We start from the raw sequence: 22,363 nt of genomic DNA, 5'->3' as shown, positions 1-22,363 counted from the left end.
ATCGTTCTAGACAATAAGCTAAATTATATGCAAGAAAACACTTTCATTAAGAATAATAAAAACAATACAAAAAAAATCATCCCTGCTCTAAGCAAGGGATGATTTTTCAGATTAATTTCTAATACTATTATTTTTTCTTACGGTCTACGCCCAAACCAAAGATTGAGGCAACAGCTGCAACACCCATACCTAATAAGGTTAAAATGTTGTTATCTTTTGTTCCAGTTTGAGGTAATGCTTCTGAAGCGTGTTCATGCTTAACTTGAGTTACACTTTGAGCTTTAGGAGCTACTGTTTCTTGACTGGCTCTTTCAACATGAGTAGCAACTTCTGGTGCTTCCGGAGTCTTTTGACCTAATGGACGAACAACTTCTTCTTGATCATTAGTATCCTCGTCCAATGGACGAACAGTATCATTATCAGTATTGTTGTCATCTGGAGTAGGATTTGGCGTTGGAATATCAGGTTGATCGTCTGGAAGAACTGGAGCAACTGCAGTTACGTAAACAATGATTGGCAGGTCTTTACCAGTTAAGACATAACTAGCTTTTGGCATAGCTTGACCTGGTGCCAATTCATAACCACTTGGCAAACTTACATCTAGGTCGATAGTTGTACCGACTTTGCCAGATTTGCTTACTTCTTTGACTACTTGGTTAGTAGCTTGATCAATAAACTCAACGATTTGTAAACTGTCCTTATCTGTATCAGTTGGCTTGCCTGTTTCTGAGCTCTTCTTTACTACATAGACAATAACTGGTTTATCTTCGCCGGTTAACTTGTAGCTTGATGCTGGCATCTTTTCGCCTTTGGCTAAAACATAACCTTCTGGTAAGCTGACATCTAGGTCGACAGTTGTACCAACTTTGCCAGATTTAGTTACTTCTTTGACCACTTTATCATTAGCTTGATCAATGAATTCAACAATTTGTAAGCTATCTTTGTCAGTATCAGTTGGAGTACCAGTTTCTGAACTTTCTTTTACGTAAGGAACAGTAATTTCGAAACTTTGACCATCTTTAGCATCAGTTGCGGTTACTTTGATACTGATAACACCGTTATTATCAATTGAGATCAATGAGTTATTAGCTTTTGCTGCCTTGACATCAATGTCATACTTATTGCCGTCATTTGTAATTGTATGAGGTGCAGTAACTGAAGCTACTTCGCCTTCCCAATTACCGTAAGTTGGCTTTAAAGTCTTTTCATCAAAGCCATTAGACTTTTGAGTAAAGCTAATTTCTTTAGTATCAGTTTGAACAGTCTTGCCGTCAATTACATAGTTAATCTTTTCATTGATAGTCTTAGTTTTATCTGGTGCAGTCAAGTAAACGTAGTAATCACCATCTTGACTGCCCATTTTTTCAGGTAATTTACTACTTTGTAGTTGCCAACCAAAGTTTGAAAACGACCAGGAGTTTACAAGATCATTGCCAGTTACATCTTTGGTAGTGTTATAAGACTGTTTGCTAATAGTGATTTCTTTATTATTTGTACTATCAATATAATGAATATTTGCTACAGCTTCAAACGTTAATTGATATTTTCCTGAAATTAAATCAGTTAAAGATGCTCGATCATTAAATGGTAAATACCCATCCTCAGCATCTTTTGCATAATTCCATTCAGAAGCAAGCTTGTCACCCAATGCCTTCTTAACATTTTCAACTGAAGTTACACCTTTCAGATAACCATAAAAGTCGCTTGAATTACTTACACTAGCTGATCCTTCAGGAACTGCCAATAACATTGTAGCAATTGCGGACTGAAGCTGCTTATCACTAGCAAAAACAAAGTTCATCTTTTGACGAGCAATAGGATTAGTCAGATCATCCTTATTGTAGTAAGTTAAATAGTTTACATTCTGGTGTCCGATTTGAGTTGCTCCATTGCTCCAATGCCATTCTTCATTATTTAAAGTAGTATCAGCTTTAGCAGCACGAGCTGTAAGTAGCTCCGGACTAATAACAACTAATGGTTGTTCACTAGCAAAATCAACTACGTCAAAGCCTTCCTTGTAATCTTGTGGCAATTTGACATTATTCATCGTAATCGTACATGGATTTGCTAAATAAAGAAACATAAATTCACTACCGCGGTGATTTAGAGCATTTCCAGTAAGCATACCGCCATCGTTAAAATGCTTTAAGTTGCTAAAGTCCCAGTTAGACAAGTCAAGGCTCTTGACGCCAGAATCAGCAAACATTTCACCAGCAATATGAAGATTCTTGGTGTTCCAGTGACTCAAATCCAAACTCTGCAAAGCCTTGGTATTCTCGAACATACCACGTGCTTTAGTTACGTTTTCAACGTTCCATTTCTCAATACCCTTAATTTCAGGTAATTTTTCACAGTTAGCAAACATCAAGCCAAAGCCATAGTTTTGGATTTCAGGTTGACCAGCAATTTGAGCAGTACCCACCTTGCTTGTATCCCATCCAGAAAGATCGCCAACATTTGTAAGAGCTTTATCATTCATAAACATGTAGCTCATGTCATTGACATTGCCAGTCTTCCAGCTTGCTACAAAACTTAAATCTGCTTGCTTTTCAAGGCCTTCAAACAATTCTCTCATAGTAGTGACATTGCTGGTGTTCCATTTAGCCATATTTGCGCAAGCTGCATCTGAGAATGTCAAGTTCTTATCGAGAGCGAACATGTCAGATATGCTAGTAACTTTATCAGTCTTCCAATTGTTAAAGTTTCCTACACTAGTAAGGTTTTGTTGACCTTTGAATAAGCCTTCCATGTTAGTAGCGCTGGCTGTATTCCACTTAGATAAGTCTAAGCTAGTTAAACTACCGTTAGCCTTAAATTGTCCAAAGTCTCTACCTTCTGCAGGATTAATTCCGGAGTTATCCATTTGGCTAGCGTCAAACATATAACTAAGGTTAGTTACCTTAGATACATCCCAGTTTTCGATTCCCTTGATTTCAGCTAGACTATGATCGCCATAAAACATATGATCCATGTATTGAACTTTAGAAGTATCCCAGCCAGTTAAATCAAGATTGGTTAACTTACTATCAAAGCTAAACATGTTACCCATATTAGTTACATTGCTAGTATTCCAAGTATTTAAACCCTTAACTTCGGTTAAATTACCAAATTGACAGAATAAGTTAGATAAATTAGTAACGCGGTTAGTCTTAAAGCCAGTGACATCGATAACAGTGTCATTTCTTCTATTACCAAGATATGATCTCAGTCCGTTATCAGTGAAGTTAAAGTCTTTTACTGTTATAGCTGAACCATCAAACATATTATCTTCAGTTGAATTAGCCGGATTCCATTTTGAAATAATTGCCTTAAGCAATGGAGTATTTTGGAACATACGATCCATATGCTTAACATTATCAATATTCCAAGTATCTAAACCAGTAATGCTAGTTGTATTCTTGTAGTCACTGAACAAACCACTCATATCATCAACAGCTGAAGTATCCCAGTCAGTTACATCGATAACACTGCTACCCTTCATTGTGGCAGCGGCTCTTCTCAAAAGATCATCGTTAAACTTCCAGCCTGAAAGCTTCAAACTATCAAAGTGAGCGTTTGTAAAAATATCGTAAACTTGAGATTTTGAAGGATCCACTTTCCAAGAAGATAAATCTAAGTTTGCTCTTTGACCAGCATTAGTTTGACTGCCAACACCCCAGAACATGTGATTCATGCTTTTAACATTAGATATATTCCAGTTTGAAAGACCGCTCAAGTTGCTCAATGAATAACAATTTTGAAACATTGCACTCATATCAGTGACATTAGTAGTATCAAAGTTGTTTAAATCAAGTTGAGCTAAAGAACTATCGCCGTCAAACATATTGCTCATATTAGTGACGTTATTGGTCTTTAAAGTATCTAAACCTTTAATAGTGGTCAAAGATGAATCGCCATTAAACATCCCATGAGCATTAGTGACTTTATTTAAGTCCATGTTGGTTACGTCAATGGTTTTTACTCCAGCTAAACCGCCAAATAAGCCACCGATATCAGTAACATCGTTACCTAACTTCCAGTTGCTTACATTAAGATCGCTAATCTTGGCATCTCCTGAAAACATTTGTGATACAGGATAATAATTATGGTTAAGACTGCTTAAATCCCAACCAGAAAGATTCAAAGTACCAGTTAATTCTGGGCAATCATTAAACATAAATTGCATATTTACCACGTTACTTGTATCCCAACCTGATAAATCACCAACGCTGGTTAAATCATGTTCATTAGCAAACATAGCGTACATATTATTTACGCCAGAAGTATCAAGGTTAGTTAAGTCAACTTGGTGCCAGTTATTGTTATGTGATTGGAAAGCAGACGACATGTCGCCTTGAGCATAGACTTTTTGATCATCAGTATCACTAACTGTTAAGTTGTGAGTCTTGCCGACTAAGCTAGTAATTGTATCTTTCTTAATAATAACTTTTTGAATATCGTGGTATTCAGTAATATTTTGAACATCGGCTGCGTTAGGGATATAAATAGTCTCTGCCCCTTGACCGATGTATTTACCTAAAGTTAAATCACCATCAGAAACTGTCTTATCCCAATCATTTAAATTAAATTGCTTTGCAGCATCATTTTCATTTACCTTTTTATTTTTAGCGTCAGAAGCTACCTTAACGTCTTTAACAACTTGAGCTTTATCTTGATTAGCTGTTTTAGTTGAAGCTTTTTGTGAATCAGCCTTGATTTCTTTTGCTGGAGTAGCTTCTTTGCTTTCAGTTAAGTTTTTATCTTTATCAGTAGTTTGAGTTTGTTCTTGCTTATCTTCATCAGACTTTTTAACTGATAATTGAACTGGCTTCTTAACTTTCAATTGTTGTTCTTGCTTTTTTACATCAACCGTTGCAGCATTTTTATCAACTGTAACAGAAGCATCTTCATCTTTTTGAATATTATCATTATTTTTATCAGCTTCAGGCTTTACGCTATCAGCTTTTACTTGTGAGCTATTAAAACCTAAGAAACTGACGCCAATTAATACTGAAGCAGCACCTACTGTTAATTTTCTAATCGAAAAATGTTGGCAACTATCCATATCTTTTCTCATTTTCGACTCCTCCGGGCACTAAATTTATTTATATAACTACCGTTATCTTTCGTAGCTTATTATAGGACCATAAAAGAATTTTAACAAGGTTTATATATTAGATTTTTGTTATTTAATGCATATAAAAAACAGATAGAATCAAATTTCTATCTGTTTAGTTTTAGATTATTTTGCTTCCATGATATTGGTCACAATGTAGCAATTTATCAACTTGGAATAAATTATCTGAGTTAATTCCACCACCTGGCAAAATTTCGATCTTATTTCTAGCTAAATCGATAACTTTTCTAAGATTTGGAATTGTATTAAACATTGATTGACTGAGTGGACCGCCATGAGTGAGAATTCTTTTAATGCCATGCTTTGCGAGCCAGTCAATAGTTTCTTCCCATTGCTCTGGCGCAATTTCATCAAATGCCATATGCATCACAATTTCTAAATTTAAACTGCGTGCCAGATCAATCAGCTGTTTCATCTTATCTTTGTCTAGCTTGTTATCGCTTGTCAAACAGCCAAAAACTACTCCATCGCTATTAAGCAGCGCAGCCATTTGAATATCATCTTTCATTATTGCAATCTCATTATCTGAATAAACAAAATTGCCACCACGCGGACGAATCATCGTTTCAACTGAGATATGGCTTTGATGAGCAACCTCGACCGTCTTTTTTATCATACCAAAAGATGGCGTGAGACCTCCTGCTGCTAAATCGCTATTTAATTCAAAACGATCAGCTCCTAATTTTATAAATCTTGATACATCAGTAAAATTTTCAATGCAAACTTCTTTTATCATGATTTTCATCCTCCCAAAAAACGGTCGATTAGCTAATCAGCCGTTTTTTCGACCGTTTCGCGCGCGAGAAAATAGATTATTCTTCAAAAAAATCATCATCAATATCATACAATTCATAAATCTGACTAACCTGTACGCCAACTTTATATTGAATCATCAAGTTTGTCAGCATTTCACCATCAACTAAGGCAATGTTTAACTGTTTTGCTGCGTCTCTCGCATCATTAGTAAAAGAAGAAGTAGTGATAAACACACCACGATCTGCTTGTTTACGTCTAAGTGCACCAAAAAAGCTATTAATTTCAGGACTACCTACAATATTCTTTTCGCCATAACGCTTAACTTGCACATAAACAGTCCGCAAGCCCAATAGATCTTGATTTATAATTCCATCAATACCACCATCATTAGACTTTTGCGTTACAACAGACTGTCCGTTAGTTCCTTTGTACCCCATTTTATTTAACAGTCGAACCATCATATGTTCAAATTGATATGGATCAGTACCACGTAATTTAGCAATCAATTCTTCAGATAAGTCACTACTTTGCTTATCAAACCAATCTTTGATTTGCTTTTCAGTTAATTCAAAAGTTTGATCTTCTGTGATGTCATTATCAACTTCTTTTTTATTCTTCAAATTACTTTGATGCTCAATATATGCTGGTTGAGAATGAACAAAATCACGTGTAATATTTAGTCCGTATTTATCTAATGCTTCTTTTCCTGTTTCACTTATCCTATAGATACTTCTTCTAGGTGAATTAAGTAAACCTGACAATTTGAACTCACTTAAGGCCCATCCGACACGATTATATGCAATTAAATCGTGATATTTAGATGCATATCTTAAATTAGCAAGTTCTTCAGGTAAATTGACTTCATCAAGTACAGCTTGGTCTAATTCTTTTCCTATCCACTCATCTTTTGTACTTGCCACCTGTAATACAGGACCTAGAAAAGCATCCCAAGTTGGCATTCCATTATCACTATGTTTCAGTGTTTTATAATCAATCATTATCTAAAAATCCTATATTACTTATTTTTTGCTACTCGATACTTCGTACTGCGTCCATTACCAATTTTTGTAGCATAACCATCATCAATTAGTTTTTTAATCACATTTAAGGTCTTAGTTCTCCCAAAACCAGTCATTTGAACAATTTCTGAAGTACTCAATTCTTTATCTTTCAGCACACTATAAACTTTTTGCTCATCTCCAGTTAAATCTTGAAGCGATTCTTGAACAACTGGGAGTTTAATAGTTATTGAATTATCATAAATCAAAAATTGTGGTTGAATAATGCTGTGACTATATTCTTTTAAAATACGCTGTACACCAGTTCCAAATTGTTCAATTAATCCTAAACGAAAAAATACGCCTGCAATAATTGGATTTCTTAAAATAGAAATCTGGCCTGCTAAATATTCTTCTTTGCTCAAACCATCTGGCAGTCCACCCGGAGAAATAATTTCAATTCGATCATCAAACATAGAAATTTTAATTTGAGCATTTACATCCCAAGTACGATGGACTAAGGCATTAGCTACAGCTTCACGAAATGCTTTTTCGGGGATAGATTGTATCTTCTTTCGTTCAGAGCCAATAATTTCTTCATGTTGATAATATTGACGATATTTTTCAATTGCTTGCTTATATTCTTCGAGAATAGACATCTGCTCATAAGCCAGCCGATCAAGCATAATGTTAATATTCTCACCGAATCTTACAATATCAATTCCACGATAATTATTTTTGTCTGCTAAAAGAGCACCCGCATTAGTATAGTGACCTTCACGATTTTTCAACTCTAGAGTAATTAGAATATCGCTGGTTAAGTTACTGATTCCTAAGTGATCTTTTAAAGCCTGTTCAAGCATGTTAAAAGTTAAATCTTGATTATTTGACACTAAACTATCATAAGATTTATTTTCAGATTTTAAAATCAAACGAGATAATTCGACTGGATCTACTTCTACAGATGCGCTGTCATTTCTTTTATATGCTTTTGATTTATAGAAATATGGCGCATTATTTCCTTTATTTACTATTAAAGTAATAACTTTAGTTTTATCATCAATTATTAGATTATAATCAGGATTGGGCTTAATTGAATCATTGATTTTGTTTTCAATATTTATGCAGGCATCTACTGGATTGTTTAAGCCTATTACTTGCCCATTATCTTTTATTCCAAATTTTATTTTTCCAGTACCATAATTAGCAAAAGCACTGACAGTTTTTAGAAAAGTATTTGTAACTTGTTCTTTAAATTCTAAATCTTTAGTTTCGCGCATCTGTCATCACCTCAGTTTCATTATATCAAAAAACGGTCGAAAAGCTATTCGACCGTTTTTTCAACCGTTTTGCACGCGATTATTCAATTTTCTCGACCGTTTTGCCGTTGAAAAAGACAACAATTCTCTTTTCAACCGACTTATTTCACATTTTTCAAAGCCTTGCGGACAGCTTCACTGATTGCGCGACTTGTAGCAGATGCACCAGAAACCGCATCAACATCTGGGTTATTTTCTTTAATGATAAGCTCTGGAATCTCTTTTAGTGCTCGCCTGCAATCTTACCAAAAATAAAACACTCAGCTCAGGTTACCCCTCCACCTTGATGCTGATTACCACCTAATTTACCTGCACCATACAAGTACGGAATTGGTTTGTCCTATTCTTTATTATATGCTGGGTAGTCAGCAATTTCTTTGAAGGTTTCAGTATTCATGTAGGTTTCCCATTTGGAAATTATCACTATGATATTTCTGGTTCAAGAATATGGGACATTCCAATTGTTATTATGTCAGCCTACTTTGGAATGGGTTACTTTGCTTGGATTTTATCACTTGTAATTAACAATTAATATGAAAAGAAATTATCTGGTATCAAAACATTTCTAGTTCCATTCACAGCAACTTTTATCATGGTAATGTGGGATGTTGTATTAGATCCATCTGCTTCTACTTTAAACAGAAACTGGGTTTGGGAAGATGGCAGTACATTCTTTAACATCCCTATCTCTAACTTTCCCGGCTGGTTCTTCGTGGTATACGTATTTATGCAGATCTTTGCTTTATACATTTCAAAAGCAAATATAAAGAACCGAATCAGTTCAGACTATCCGGCTGCTTACTGGTATATCGCTCCAGCCGTATATATGATGCAAGGACTTAGCTATGTTGAAACAGCAATTATTAAGCACACTCATTTAGAAATTTGGCATTATGCAGGTCTAATTGCCGTCTTCACCCTTTGCTTCGTAGCTTGGATTGGATTTATCCTAATCCAAGACCACTTTAAAGAATTAAATAAATAAGAAAAAGAGCAAGATTTGATTCAGTTATTGATCAAGTCTTGCTCTTTTTGTTGTGGTTAGGAAATATGTGGACTATGTCGCGCTTCAATCATGATAAAAGTCCCCAGAATTTTTATTAAATCAGAACTGTTATCAATACTTATCTGTTCTCTATTTGAAATACTTGTATTAATATTTCTAACAACAGAGGAAATATCTAGCAAAAAACAAAACTAGATATCTTAATATCTCTCTGCGCTCTTTCTCTGTTTGATTTCTAGAACATAATTCAATAGGAGTTTCATTAATCTTTTTTGCTTTTAAGTAATAATCTACAATATTTTGAAATCTTTTCGCAAGGGTTAGTTTATTTTGAGAATTTGAATAAAAACAATACGTAGTAAAAATATCTGCAATACAGTTTTTGGTCTATTGAGTTATGCAAATTAAGTTAGTCATTAATAATCTAGTTTCGTTAACATATAGTATCTATTTAAATCAACAGGTGTACTCAATTGCAAATTAAAGGAAACTACTGGAACTAACTTTTTCTCCAAGGATTTATGAGTAATCTTCTGATATTCTTGAGTAAAGCTTCTTTCTTCTGGCTTACATTGACCCAAATATATAAAACTAACACCGTCATCATTTGATTTCTTCACAAATAAATACAACGACATCTCTGAGTCCTTAAATTTGGCTACTTCACTACTATCTAGTTTTCGATTAGTTTTTGAATAAATATTGATGACACTCGGACTAATAAAACGATCGGGATAATTAATAGAATTACTTTTTCGCTTATCGTAAGTCACAAAAATAGGACAATTCTTTAATTCGTCATCAAAACGGTAACCACCAATATTTTGACCAGAAACAACATGTTTCCAATTTAATAAACGACAGGCATCCAAACGAGAATATCTTTCACCTATTGTAAAAGATTTATTAGATAAATATTTTTTTGAACGTAATAGTCCCGTTTCAATAGCATCTTTAAATAATTCAAAAAATAAATTATTTTTTAAATTTTCCCTTAAAATTGAATTTAGCCGATATTCACCATTTTTATATATTACAAGTGCTTGTCCACCATATGATTGTTCATTAGGAAGAGCTTTCCCCTTGAAAAAGTCCAACGATAAAATATAATTTACAGAATTTACCGTTTCTTGATCATAGTAACAATTATTTTGTTTTAATATTTTTTCATAAAGTTCATCATTAATTTTGTCTTTTTCAATAAGATTTCTCAGAAGTAGTAATTCATGTTTTCTTTTTCCATTAGACAAAACTACCGTCAAAAATGAAAGGATTTTTTGCTGATAATCACTTAAATTATCTAGTTCTTCCCCCATCTCAAGCAAAAATTTGTAATAATTTTTATACTTATCTGCAATCACTTGACAATCAATCGAACTAGATTGCAAGTCTGTCATCTGAGGAATATGACCAATTTTTCTTTTTTCATTTATATACTCTTCTCGTAATTTTCTTTTAACAGTTAAATTAGAGTGATTGATCGATTCAAAAATTCGTTCTTTAGCTACATGTGTGAAATTAATAACTGATACACCATAAATCGGTTCAATTTCTAATTCATCCTTTACATTATCTTTATTGTGAGCCTTATCTCCAGTTAAAGCTATTGGGATTAGATAATTATTGTCATATGCACCAATAAAATCAATTACTGTTAAATAATCTTTACCAGGAAATTTACGTAAGCCACGCCCTAGCTGTTGAACGAAAATAATACTAGACTGTGTGCTTCTAAGCAAAACAATTTGATTAATGCATGGAATATCGATTCCTTCATTAAAAATATCAACCGTAACTATATAATTAATCTTACCTTTTTCTAGTTCTTTAACTACTTGATCACGAGTTTTAATACTATCTTCTCCTGATAACGCTTTAGCCTTGATACCACGATTTTCAAGACCCTCAGCAAGTTCTTCTGCTTCTGCATTGCTACTACAAAATATCAAACCGTGCAGTGTATCTCCAGAATAACCATAATACTTCGTTTGCTGAATAATATAATCAACACGCTCATCAGCAACTAATTCTTTTAGAGAACTTGCATCACTAATTACCTGATTATCATGAACATAATCTTCAACTCCATAATACTGGAAAGGAACTAGCATCTCATTCTCCAAAGCATCTTGAAGTCGTATTTCATACGCAATATGATAATCAAATAACTTAAAAATATTAAAATCATCAGTTCGTTCAGGAGTAGCGGTCATACCTAAACAAAATTTAGGTTTAAAATAGTTAAAAATCTTTAGATATTGATTAGCGCCTAAATGATGAGCTTCATCAAACATCACGTAATCAAATTCATCCTTAGAAAATTGTGTCAGTCGTTCATCTTTTGACAAGGTTTGCGAGGTCGCAAAGACATATTTTGTGTTTAAATCTATTTGATGATTTCCACTATAAATACCATAATCGTGCCTATTTCCGCCAATAACTTTATAAAAACTTTCTAGTGCATCTTCTAAAATTTGCTCACGATGCACAACAAATAAGAATCTCTTGGGTTGATAGTTCTTAACATCAAAAGCTCCTAAATACGTCTTTCCTGTACCAGTAGCAGAGATAATTAAGGCTTTATCGATTCCTTTATTTCTTAAATCGGCAATTTCTCCTAGAGCAGATTTTTGCATTAAATTTGGTTCAATTGGTCGACGATCCTCAACATAGTATGGTACTTGAGGATGATCTAGGATATTCTCATCATTATGTTTGTTTTCATATTCATAACGATATCTTTCACACCACTGCCAAGTTAATGGAATAGCCTTTTGCCATTCATCTTTAATTTGAAGACTAAGTTCTTGAGTTAATTCAGCATTAGTAAGAGAGTTAACTCTAAAATTCCATTCATAATTATTTAAAATAGCACTAGAAGTTAAATTAGAACTTCCAATAATAGCTGACATATATTTTTTGTGTTCAAAGAGATAACCTTTAGCATGAAAAGGAAGTACTTCGTTTTTCGCATTTTTTTCATTAAATAAACGAACCTCAGCATTAGGTATTTCAAGTAAGGCGCGAAAAACTTCAGGTTTATTAAAATACAAGTATGTTGAAGTTAGAATACGTCCCTTTATCCCGCGTTTATGTAAATCACGTAAAACTGTTAATAAAGTGGCTAAACCTTGGTGATTAATAAAAGCTACTGCAAAAGTAAAAGACTCACAAGTAGCTAACTCCATTTTTAAAACACGATAAACATTGGTATCTGTTGACTGATTTAAAACTAATCCTGCAGATAAATTACCTACTCCGACATAATCATCTTTATCGATAAAATTGTTTTTAACTGTGTTTAGTAAATCCTGTCTTAAATTACTATTCAAAGTTGATATCCTCTAACTTTTGATTTTTTAGTTCTGCAACAATTTCTTTATCAGCAGCGGGCCAAATCAGATCTGATAATTCTTTTTTCGTTACCCATTTCATTGTGCTGTGAGCAACCAGTTCAAAATCAGTAGTTAACAACCTAGAATAAAAAACTGTCAAATGCACAATTCCAAAGTCATATTCAAATTCGGTGCTTTTTCCCACTTGAGGTCCAACTTTAATATCTACATTAAGCTCTTCTTTAATTTCTCTTTTAATAGCTTGTTGTGGCGTCTCTCCTTTTTCAATCTTTCCGCCAGGAAATTCCCACATATCATGTAAAATTCTATCTGAGTCTCTTTTAGCTACTAAAATTTTATTTTGTTCCTGATTAAGAATAGCTGCGCCAACAACTTTGATTACTTTTTTCATTTTTTACACCTAACCTATATTTTGTTCATCAACTTATTTTGTTTAAATGTTAAGCTACAACTACTCCAGCATTACTATTGATTTCATCAATTGCTGTTTTAACTTTTAACCAAATAGTTATATCTGACTCAAAAAGTTCAGAGATCGAACCTTGATTTGTAAATGGAGACTCCTGTAGAACATGCATATCAGTCAGTGTTCCATTTTTAACAATATACTCGATAATTTCATTTATAAAATAAATTTGTTGCTTATTTAAAGGAACAGTATCTAGATATTTATTAAAAGCCTTTTTAGCCGCATGCATATCTAACCCAACTATGCTACGTACAAATTCGCCTGGTGCCTTATTACCAATTTCCTTTTGATATTCTTCCTTACTTCCCAACTTTTGCCATAAAATGGATTCTAATTCTTTTAAATCCTGACTGCTCAAAGGTTCATTGTCTCTAATCCTCACCATAAGATTTTCACTTTGATGTTGTTTAATATAAAATTCTGCCTTTGCCTTATAGTTCTTTAAAGTGTCTGTTTCAAGTTCAGCGTCATGAATAGTCGAATCTAATACAGTATCAGCAAAATTTGTATAATATACCGTTCCTTTCTTAGGAAGGTACTGAATAAGATCTCTAATATTTTGACGGATATGCTCTAAATCTTTCACATCAGTAGATTCAACATATTCTGGTTGTAATATTTTCTTAATTAAATCTTTCTTTTCCTTAACTTGTGGGATGGTCATTAAATCAGAGAGTTTAGAAATCTTATTGCATAGGTCAATTTTGAGGCGCCCATATGATTCTTGCGACATTTTTGCAAGTTCCATTTTATAAACTAAAGCATCAAATCTTAGAGCATTAGGTTCACCATTATCAGGAAGAATCAATGGAGATAATTCCTTCTGAGCATTTACAATATCTTCATAAGTCAAATTATTATAATTTTCAATTTGAGAAAACTTATCAACGTAAGCAATATGTTGCTTAACAGCAAAATTATTTCTATTTAATTCTTTAACCTTTTTAGATAAGTCTTCAACCAATGTTTTACGATATTGCTTAAAATCATCTGTTTGATAAGGCTCTTCCTGCAACTTATGAGTTAATTCTATCTTTAAGTTGAATAGAGCACTTTGCAAAGTTTCTTGAACTCCTGCTTCATGACCTTTTCCCATACGGAAAAAATGGAAGTTATCACAAAAATCAAAAATATAAAATTCTTGCTTATCTTTTCCATCTAATAAGTGCGGACACAATCGAGTTCCACGTCCGATCATTTGGAAGAATTTTGCTTTGCTCATTACTTTTTTGAAAAATACCAAATTTAAGCATTCAGGTACATCAATACCCGTATCCAACATATCAACTGAAATAGCAATTTGTGGCAACTTATCTAGATCTGAAAATTCATCGATTGCACTTTGAGAATAGTTAGTGTAATTATCGATTACGGTTGCATATGGTTGTCCATGAGTATTTCTACTAAATTGAGGATACTCTTCATTGAAAACTTTTAGAATTTCTTCTGCATGACGATGATTTTTAGCAAAAATAATAGTTTTCCCTATTTTTTCGCCATAATCAATCTTTAGACTCTGATTCATTAAGATATTCAAAACTTTACGAATTGTATCTTTATTAAACAACCATTTATTCAACTTTCCTGAGTCTATCTTCTTTGGTAAATCACCATCCTCATCAGTGAAAGTTTCTTCATATTCTTCTTTTTCTTGAGTACTTAGATCATCGTAATTAATACCATTTTCTATAAACTTTAAATGAGTTTCGATAGATTTATATGGCACTAAGTAACCATCATCAACTGCTTGTGCCAAATCATAGCCATAAGTCGGAACGCCATCTTCTAGATTAAAAATCGAATATGTGTTTTTATCAATATCATCTTTAGGAGTTGCAGTGAGTCCAACCAATGGAGCATCAAAATAAGTGAATATATTTCGATATTTATTATAAATTGACCTGTGAGCTTCATCGACAATAATTAGATCAAAATGTCCCGCAGTATATAACTTCTTTTTATCATCATCTGTTACAGTATCGATAACATTCATCATTGTTGCATAGGTAGAAAATACACATCGTGCATTATAATTTGACTTATCTTCGACTAAATTAGTGGAAGATAAATCTGGTAACAAGTTTACAAAGCTTCTTTTAGCCTGTGTTACTAGTGCATCCCTATCAGCCAAAAATAAGACATGTTTAATCCATCCAGCATTCAAAAGAACCTTAACCAAGCCCACTGCAGTTCTAGTTTTACCCGATCCCGTTGCCATGACTAATAACGCTTTGCGTCTATTTTCCTTTGAAAAACTTTCACACACTGCTTGAATAGCAGCTTTTTGGTAATACCGACCAGCAATATTATCATCAACTGTGATATTAGTTAATGGTTGACGAACTTTTTGTAAATTAAATAACTTTTCTAAATCACGCTTAGAATAAATAGATGAAACCTGTCTTTCCGGATATTGGTTATCGATAATTCTTGTTTCAAAGCCATTACTTAAAAATACAACTGGTCTACGTCCGTATTTTTTCTCTAATAAATCAGCATATAGTTTTGCTTGCTGACGACCAACAGCAACATCTTTGCACGTTTTCTTTGCCTCAATAAGGGCAAGAGGTTGGTGTGCATCATCATATAGAACATAATCAGCGTATCCTATGCCTGCCTTATTAGGCATTCCTTTAAGTTCTACTTCATTTAACCAATTTTGCCCTTCAACCCAGCCAGCTTCTGCTAACATGGTATCAATATAAATTTTTCTAGTTTTGAATTCTGATATTCCAAAAGGCTTTGGATTATAGCTATCTTCCTGTGCCTTTCTTTGCGCAGTCATAGATTCTTGCAAAGATTCATTCTTCTTCGTCAGTTTATCAAGGGAAACCGTAGTTTCTTTGACTGGCGCTACTTTTGGAACAAATTCCAAACGATATTTTCCAATAAGAGATTTATCAAAATCTTTCTTTTGATAGTTGCTACCATAACAATAATCAAGCATGTCAAAAAAACTAAATAAAGCCTTTAAACATAAAACAGCTTCATCTAGAGATACTTTTCGATTAGTATGTACTGCTACGTTTCCTAATCTTCGAATCAAATCCAAACCCTGCCAAGTATTAGGATCAACAATATCTTTAAAGTCTAAGGTATTTATCAATGTTACCAATTTATCCTGGTATGGCGTTCTTAAATCTTTATCAACCGAATACATCCACTTAACTGCCAATTCCATTGCACGTCGGCAGTCAATAACCGATGTTGCAGGATCAATAACAGCTACTTTCTCAGCAGCTATTGCAATTTCCACGAAATCTTTAAATTGTGGTTCTTCTAATAAATAATCAAAGTTAGTCACGGATAGCATCTCCTAATTGACTGAGAATTTTGCTTGAGAGCGTTTTATTTAAGTATACTATATTTTCAAATTTTGATTTGTCGACTTGTTGGACGAAATTATGATATTTTTTTTGAAGATCAATTGGTGATATTGGAATCTGAACTTGTTTAATAATTTTAGATGTTATTCCCTTAATAGTTGCTCCTCTTTTTTGAAGATTAAAATAATACTGATATTGATCTAAAACAGCTTTTAAATAAAACAAATCATAACTTGCCATATCAACATTATTCAGTGCAACTATATCTTGATTAATAGCCATATTGTCATTGGTTATAGATGTCTTTCCTACACCAACTCTAGTACCTATTAATAAGGTGTTTTTTCTTATAACTTTTGTAGATGAATTGTTTACACCTTCTAAAGTTATAAAATCTTGCGCATTTTTAGACTCAACATAATTGGGGCCTAAAGCAACAGTGGTAATAAATGGAATATTACCATTATAAAATTTCATATTCTTTCTAGACGGAGTCCCTCCACTAACCAAATCCGCTATATCTCCTAATCGAGCCATATCAAATTTTTGAGGATTGTTAAAAGGATCACCAAACATCTCGACAAATCGGGCTTTGATTAGTTCATCGAACTTATCTAATTCTTGAGATTTCATTTTAATAATGTATTCTAATTTATCAAGAATATTAACAATATCATTTTGTCTATTTTTGTCTGGATAATTTATAGTTATTTCTTTAAGCCATTTGAAATGTCGATTATAGCCTGTATTTGGAATATGTGCATTCTTTAAAGCATAGTATAAATACCTATAGTTTGCATCTTTATCAGTACATTTCAACACTTTTACTCCATCTGCTCCTAAGAAAAATGGCGTATCAACATATTTGATTATCCTTGTATGATCACCAAAAACTATAGCTGGAATTTTTTTAAATATACCATCTTCACAATTTGTATAACCAGCAATAATATCTTGTCCTTGATCTATTATTATATTTTTTCCATGACTTAAATATTCTTCTTTAGGGATTTTAGTACCCTGTCTAGTTACATCTTTAAATAAAGTTGTAAACTTTTGAATCAACACTGCACCCTACAAACCTGAATTTGCTAGGATATGTATTTTCTATGGGCCGCCTTTACATTATTTTGATTAACAATTGCATATTGCATTGTTGTATCTATCTGAGAATGTCCTAAAATTTTCTGTACTTGTTCAATTGGCATACCTTTATCAATAGCTCTAGTAGCCATACTCCGTCTAAATTTATGAGGATGAATTCTATCTAAATGTAGTTTTCTTCCAAGTTGTCGTAACCTAATCTCTACTCCACTAATTTTCAATCTATCATTTGGCTTGTCTAAGGAAACAAAAAGAGCTGGGTTGTCGTCTTCTCTGCTTCTTAGGTAATTAATAAGATGTACTTTTGATTTAGCGTCAAAATATACTCGTCTTTCCTTATCTCCCTTTCCAAATACCACACATTCACGTTCAGAGAAATTAATATCATTTCTGTTAAGTCGAACAAGTTCGCCTACTCTAATGCCCGTTGAATACAGTAAATCAATCATTGCAACATCTCTTAGACAAGAACAGCCATCACGTAGCTTTTCAATATCTTCATCAGTAATTACATTTTTTACTAATTTTTCTGATCGTATCTTATGAATACGTCGCATAGGACTTTTCAAGATATAATCTTCTTCCTCAAGCCATGAGAAAAAACTAGAAATATTACGGCGAATATTATCAATAGTCGTCTTTCCACAATTATTGATTTTTTGATACTCAACTAAATATTCACGCATTTCTTCCGTAGTAATTTTACGTATTGGTCGGATTACTTTAGTCAGCAACTGTTCAACGGTAACTTTGTAATATTTAATTGTTCTGTCAGAACAACCTTCCATCTTTTTAGCTTCAAGAAATTTAGCCAAGTATTCCCTATTACTAATTTTTCTTTTTCGTGGTTCTCTTTCGACCAAATGCTTTAGCATTACTTCCTGAAGTCGCTTTAATTGTGCCGCATTAAGCACTTCAGCCATTTCATTTATTATTTCAACAAACTTCTCATCCATAGTGAATCTCCCATTTTAGAGTTTTTCACTATTAAACCACTTTTTAGCCAAAATATTCTTGCATTAAGCTATCAAATAATTTTTGTGTCTCATCAAGTGATTTTTGAACTGCAACTTTTGATTTGTCGACTTGTTGGACGAAGTTCGCAAATTCGTTTTGTTCATTTTTCGGAGGCAACATTACTTCAAGGTTGGAAAGGACTTTAAGATTTATATTTTTTTGTGCTACTTGCGATGCTTGAGAATCAATTATTTTTTGAAAGAAGGAAAACCAATAATGTAAATAAAGTGGCATAATATCACAATTTCCAGGGATAAAACCTACAACGCTATCCGGAAAACATGCGTCGAATGACAAAATTGCTGTTTGTGCTATATTAGCAGCAATAGTTATGCACAAAGTGCCCTTTGGCCACATTTTACTCTGTTGAAGACCTAATTCAGAATACGTGTTAGTGAATTTTTTAATAAAAATATCTGAATTTGCTATTTCCCCAGTTTGAATTAAAGGATATGGACCGCCTAAAAGTTGGGGATCATTTCTAGGCCGATGTTTTGATTTTCCTCTCGCTAATGTTCCTAGACTACTTAATTTAACCAGATTATAATAATGAGAATTTAATATCGGATCACCAAACATCTCGACAAATCGGGCTTTGATTAGTTCATTTAGCTTATTCAACTGATGATTTCTATAGTTAATATTTTTTTCTATCGCTGAAAATATAGTAATAATCTGTTTTTGTTCTTCTACAGATACTAAATTAAACTTTTCATGCTTATAGTTTTTAAAATAAATATGTGGGATAGTCGCTCCACTATAATACTTATCCAAATGCATAGCTGAAACAGCATAATAAAGATATTTAGGCAATATATTTTCTTTAGGAATTAAAGCTTGCATGGTACCAATAATTGAAGAATTTTGGGGTAAATACATAGCTCTTCCTATGCCTGCTCCATCTTTGACTACTCCAACATATGGCTTTTCAAACTGAAATGAATTCAAATACCCAGCTATTCCAGATGCACCATAAACAGAATATTTGCCATCTTTATTAATAAGATCCTTTTGTCTAATATTTGATGTACCTTTTATACATACATCTTCAAGCTTTACTATCAATTTTTACCCTACAAACCTGAATTTGTTTTTCCTTTCTAGTCTTTTAAAAGAGCTTTTAACTCTTGTAATGCATCATTTGCTTCTTTATCTAATTTTTCAATTTCAGCAATAATATCTTTAGTTGGTGGATATTCAACTGGTTTATACTCTATTTCTTTATAACGATTAATTGAAAGATCATAATCATTATCAACAATGTCTTTCTTATCAACCATAAATGACTTTTCAGTCTTTTTACGATCAATTTCTTTGTCTAAATGCTTAAATCTTTCAATAATATCAGGAATATCATTTTCTTTAACAGGTGTTCGTTTATCATCAAGTGAAAAACCATCAGCTGTCATATCATAGAACCAAACTTTATCAGTGCCGCCATTACCAGTCTTAGTAAATATCAAAATTGCAGTTGAAACTCCAGCGTATGGTTTAAATACACCTGAAGGCATTGAAATTACTGCTTCTAAGTTATTATCTTCAACCAATACTTTTCTAATTGATTTATGAGCTTTAGATGAACCGAATAAAACTCCATCTGGCACAATACATGCACATCTACCGCCTACTCTTAGCATTCTCAAAAATAAAGTTAAAAATAGAAGCTCTGTTTTTTTAGTTTTACATACTTTAAGCAAATCATTTGAAACCGTATCATAATCTAAACTCCCCTTAAAAGGAGGATTAGCTAAGATCAATGAATATTCATCTTTGTCCGTATTTTGATCAGATAAGCTGTCATGATAATCGATATTAGGATTATCCACTCCGTGAGTAAGCATATTCATCGCTCCAATTCGAAGCATGGTTTGATCCGTATCATAACCCGTAAACATTTCATTATTGAAGTAATGTTTATTTTCTTTAGTATAAAAAATTTCGTCTTTTTTCTTAGTTTGAAGGTATTCAGCAGCTTCAACTAAAAATCCAGCCGTACCTGCTGCAGGATCAGCAATTTTATCATCAGCTCGCGGATCCATTAATTCAACCATCATCTTAATAATATGGCGTGGTGTTCTGAATTGACCATTTCGCCCAGCAGTAGATAACTTTCCTAAGAGATATTCATAAACATCCCCACGAATATCAGCTCTCTTTGAAACATCTGCATCCATCAAGCGATAAATTTCATCCAACGCTTCTACAACTTTAGATAACAAACCTGGTGTTGGTATTAAAAATGTTGCATCTTTCATATGTCGAGCAAAAGAACTATCTTCACCATTTTTCAAATTTTTAATAAAAGGAAAAACTTCTATTTGTACTACGGTAAACATCTTATCTGGAGCAAAATCTTTAAAAGTTGACCATCTAAGTTCATCGCCATTTACAACTAAATCATCATCAACCTGAACTTCACCATCATAGATTGATTTATAATCATTTAATCCTAATAATAAATTATCTTTTTTCTTTTTATTATCTAAATCATCTAGATCTTTAATGAACATCAAATATGTAATTTGCTCAATAACATTTAAAGGATTAGTTAAGCCTCCAGCAGCAAATGTATCCCATAAACTATCTATCTTACTTTTTAATTCTCCATTTATCATTGCTAACTCCTAAAAATTGTTTTTGTTCAAATAATATTTCTATTTTACCCTGAACTCCCATTTCACAACAAGTTCATTAAGAATATACGTTCAGCAACTTCACATAATAAAAAAATGATTCACAATAATATTTTTCTTGTTCGCTTTCTTTCAGAACTTGTGTTCGATATAATACTTCTATAAAATCTACTTGGAGAAAAAATATGATCTTAAAGAAATTATTTCAACCACATCGTCATACTAAGCAATTTCATATTTTTATTGATGAAAATATCTCTTTTTAATCTCAATCAAACAATACGACTGAAAAATTCTATACTGGCTTTCTAGTCATCCCAACTTTTCGGCTAAAGGATTTATACAATCGTTATTTTCAAAAAATCTACCGTTCTCGCTAAAAAAAGAAAGAGCATGAATGTTTCGGCCTTAGATGTTGTTAAGCCCTTTCTAACTAGCGCTTATATTTATTCGCTTAAACGAGTCATCCAAGATTTGCGCCAAACTAATCCCACATTCAATTTGAAGCCACATATTTGTCTAGATGAAAGTAGTCGTATCTCTTTTACTTATCAAACATTCGACAATCAGCAAGAATATGTATCTATATGGCTTAGTAAGCTTAATTATGAACACGATAAATAAGAAAGATTTATTGACTTTTAAAAAGATGCTTAAAAATAAAGTTAAATCGCAAAAGCAACAAAAATTAATCAATTTTAATCCTGTAAAGATTCGATTGAGTAAAGCTAAAAATAATCCTAGGAAAGAACGATTTAATTAAAAATTCATCTAGATTCTAATTTCATTAAACAAATTGCAATCGTTCAATTGCAAAATATTCAACTAAGCACTTTCAAAGCCTTTAGGCTTAAGAGGTATCTAAAGAGATTTAATTATTTTCTAGATCGATTACTATAATCTACAGCTTTTTATTATCAGTTTGAAACTTATTCGTTAAAATCATCCCGCTACGTGGATTACTGTTTAAAATAGTCTCAATCGTTTTTACATCAGCTAAACTAACTTTTACATAATTTTGCTTAAGCCGGTCTTTGCCAGTTAAAGCATGCTTTTGCTCATCTAAATTCTCAAAGGTCCATAACTCTAAATTATTATTAACGAAATTATTGCTGGTAAAGCCCACTTTTTGACTACCATCTTTTAAAGTTACCCGCGTTTTTTGACCGACAAATTGCTTTACGTGATCTGGACTGAAAGGTAGTTTATAGTTCAAATCGCCATTTTCTTTGTAACAAATCCATTCAATTGCCATAATTTTCT

13 protein-coding genes and 2 pseudogenes are annotated in these 22,363 nt (G+C 32.8%); 2 read left to right on the top strand and 13 right to left on the bottom strand.

What is annotated here, in order from left to right; all coding sequences use genetic code 11:
* Window positions 1-127: 127 nt before the first annotated feature.
* The 5 genes and pseudogenes from BN55_RS09505 to BN55_RS10360 form a co-directional block, all read right to left on the bottom strand.
* Window positions 128-5,056 carry a BspA family leucine-rich repeat surface protein gene (locus BN55_RS09505; protein ID WP_008469588.1) on the bottom strand — a complete coding sequence of 1,643 codons (4,929 nt, stop codon included), beginning with the start codon at window positions 5,054-5,056 and terminating at the stop codon, window positions 128-130.
* A 160-nt stretch (window positions 5,057-5,216) separates the two neighbouring features.
* Window positions 5,217-5,852 carry a copper homeostasis protein CutC gene (locus BN55_RS00610; RefSeq protein WP_008469587.1) on the bottom strand — a complete coding sequence of 212 codons (636 nt, stop codon included), beginning with the start codon at window positions 5,850-5,852 and terminating at the stop codon, window positions 5,217-5,219.
* A 76-nt stretch (window positions 5,853-5,928) separates the two neighbouring features.
* Complete coding sequence (locus BN55_RS00605; protein WP_008469585.1) at window positions 5,929-6,870, bottom strand: restriction endonuclease; 942 nt, start codon at window positions 6,868-6,870, stop codon at window positions 5,929-5,931.
* Window positions 6,871-6,887: 17 nt separating this feature from the next.
* Entirely contained in the window at window positions 6,888-8,150 is a 1,263-nt protein-coding gene (locus BN55_RS00600) for an ATP-binding protein (RefSeq protein ID WP_008469584.1), read from the bottom strand.
* A gap of 140 nt (window positions 8,151-8,290) precedes the next feature.
* Window positions 8,291-8,377, bottom strand: a pseudogene (locus BN55_RS10360) (FMN-binding protein); the annotation flags it as partial.
* Window positions 8,378-8,505: 128 nt separating this feature from the next.
* Between BN55_RS10360 and BN55_RS10175 the strand changes: the two are divergent.
* A pseudogene (locus BN55_RS10175) lies at window positions 8,506-9,174 on the top strand (carotenoid biosynthesis protein).
* Between the two features lie 437 nt (window positions 9,175-9,611).
* Here BN55_RS10175 and BN55_RS00590 read toward each other — a convergent pair.
* The 7 genes from BN55_RS00590 to BN55_RS00560 are packed head-to-tail and all read right to left on the bottom strand — an operon-like array spanning window position 9,612 to window position 21,082.
* Window positions 9,612-12,527 (bottom strand): DEAD/DEAH box helicase, encoded by a 2,916-nt coding sequence (locus BN55_RS00590; protein WP_008469580.1) that lies wholly within the window; start codon window positions 12,525-12,527, stop codon window positions 9,612-9,614.
* Window positions 12,520-12,942: a (deoxy)nucleoside triphosphate pyrophosphohydrolase gene (locus BN55_RS00585; RefSeq protein WP_008469578.1), complete on the bottom strand. Its 423-nt coding sequence runs from the start codon at window positions 12,940-12,942 to the stop codon at window positions 12,520-12,522. Before BN55_RS00585 ends, BN55_RS00590 begins: the two co-directional genes overlap by 8 nt.
* Before the next feature lie 49 nt (window positions 12,943-12,991).
* Entirely contained in the window at window positions 12,992-16,333 is a 3,342-nt protein-coding gene (locus tag BN55_RS00580; protein ID WP_008469577.1) for a DEAD/DEAH box helicase family protein, read from the bottom strand.
* Entirely contained in the window at window positions 16,317-17,414 is a 1,098-nt protein-coding gene (locus BN55_RS00575; protein ID WP_050999508.1) for a restriction endonuclease subunit S, read from the bottom strand. The genes BN55_RS00580 and BN55_RS00575 overlap by 17 nt, the downstream gene beginning before the upstream one ends.
* Window positions 17,415-17,437: 23 nt before the next feature.
* Window positions 17,438-18,406, bottom strand: a complete 969-nt coding sequence (xerA, locus tag BN55_RS00570) for a site-specific tyrosine recombinase/integron integrase (protein WP_008469575.1) — start codon at window positions 18,404-18,406, stop codon at window positions 17,438-17,440.
* 43 nt (window positions 18,407-18,449) lie between these two features.
* Window positions 18,450-19,532, bottom strand: coding sequence for a restriction endonuclease subunit S (locus tag BN55_RS00565; RefSeq protein ID WP_008469574.1), 1,083 nt, complete (start codon window positions 19,530-19,532; stop codon window positions 18,450-18,452).
* A 35-nt stretch (window positions 19,533-19,567) separates the two neighbouring features.
* Window positions 19,568-21,082, bottom strand: a complete 1,515-nt coding sequence (locus BN55_RS00560) for a class I SAM-dependent DNA methyltransferase (RefSeq protein ID WP_008469573.1) — start codon at window positions 21,080-21,082, stop codon at window positions 19,568-19,570.
* A gap of 625 nt (window positions 21,083-21,707) precedes the next feature.
* Here BN55_RS00560 and BN55_RS10170 point away from each other — a divergent pair.
* Window positions 21,708-21,863 (top strand): hypothetical protein, encoded by a 156-nt coding sequence (locus BN55_RS10170; RefSeq protein ID WP_008469570.1) that lies wholly within the window; start codon window positions 21,708-21,710, stop codon window positions 21,861-21,863.
* A 138-nt stretch (window positions 21,864-22,001) separates the two neighbouring features.
* Here the strand turns inward: BN55_RS10170 and BN55_RS00550 are convergent, their stop codons facing one another.
* The gene (locus BN55_RS00550; protein ID WP_008469568.1) at window positions 22,002-22,355 is read right to left on the bottom strand and encodes a hypothetical protein; all 354 of its coding nucleotides are present in this window, start codon (window positions 22,353-22,355) and stop codon (window positions 22,002-22,004) included.
* Window positions 22,356-22,363: the final 8 nt, after the last annotated feature.

This window comes from Lactobacillus hominis DSM 23910 = CRBIP 24.179, from assembly GCF_000296835.1.
GTDB classification, from domain to species: Bacteria; Bacillota; Bacilli; order Lactobacillales; family Lactobacillaceae; genus Lactobacillus; species Lactobacillus hominis.
This window is presented reverse-complemented; position numbering and strand designations above follow the sequence as displayed.

Bases quoted from the DNA above. Each gene is read 5' to 3' on its own strand.
- BN55_RS09505 (WP_008469588.1), bottom strand. From the start codon at position 5,056: ATGAGAAAAGATATGGATAGTTGCCAACATTTTTCGATTAGAAAATTA.
- BN55_RS00600 (WP_008469584.1), bottom strand. From the start codon at position 8,150: ATGCGCGAAACTAAAGATTTAGAATTTAAAGAACAAGTTACAAATACT.
- BN55_RS00580 (WP_008469577.1), bottom strand. From the start codon at position 16,333: ATGCTATCCGTGACTAACTTTGATTATTTATTAGAAGAACCACAATTT.
- BN55_RS00550 (WP_008469568.1), bottom strand. From the start codon at position 22,355: ATGGCAATTGAATGGATTTGTTACAAAGAAAATGGCGATTTGAACTAT.
- xerA (WP_008469575.1), bottom strand. From the start codon at position 18,406: ATGGATGAGAAGTTTGTTGAAATAATAAATGAAATGGCTGAAGTGCTT.
- BN55_RS10170 (WP_008469570.1), top strand. From the start codon at position 21,708: ATGAACACGATAAATAAGAAAGATTTATTGACTTTTAAAAAGATGCTT.
- BN55_RS00610 (WP_008469587.1), bottom strand. From the start codon at position 5,852: ATGATAAAAGAAGTTTGCATTGAAAATTTTACTGATGTATCAAGATTT.
- BN55_RS00605 (WP_008469585.1), bottom strand. From the start codon at position 6,870: ATGATTGATTATAAAACACTGAAACATAGTGATAATGGAATGCCAACT.
- BN55_RS00560 (WP_008469573.1), bottom strand. From the start codon at position 21,082: ATGATAAATGGAGAATTAAAAAGTAAGATAGATAGTTTATGGGATACA.
- BN55_RS00585 (WP_008469578.1), bottom strand. From the start codon at position 12,942: ATGAAAAAAGTAATCAAAGTTGTTGGCGCAGCTATTCTTAATCAGGAA.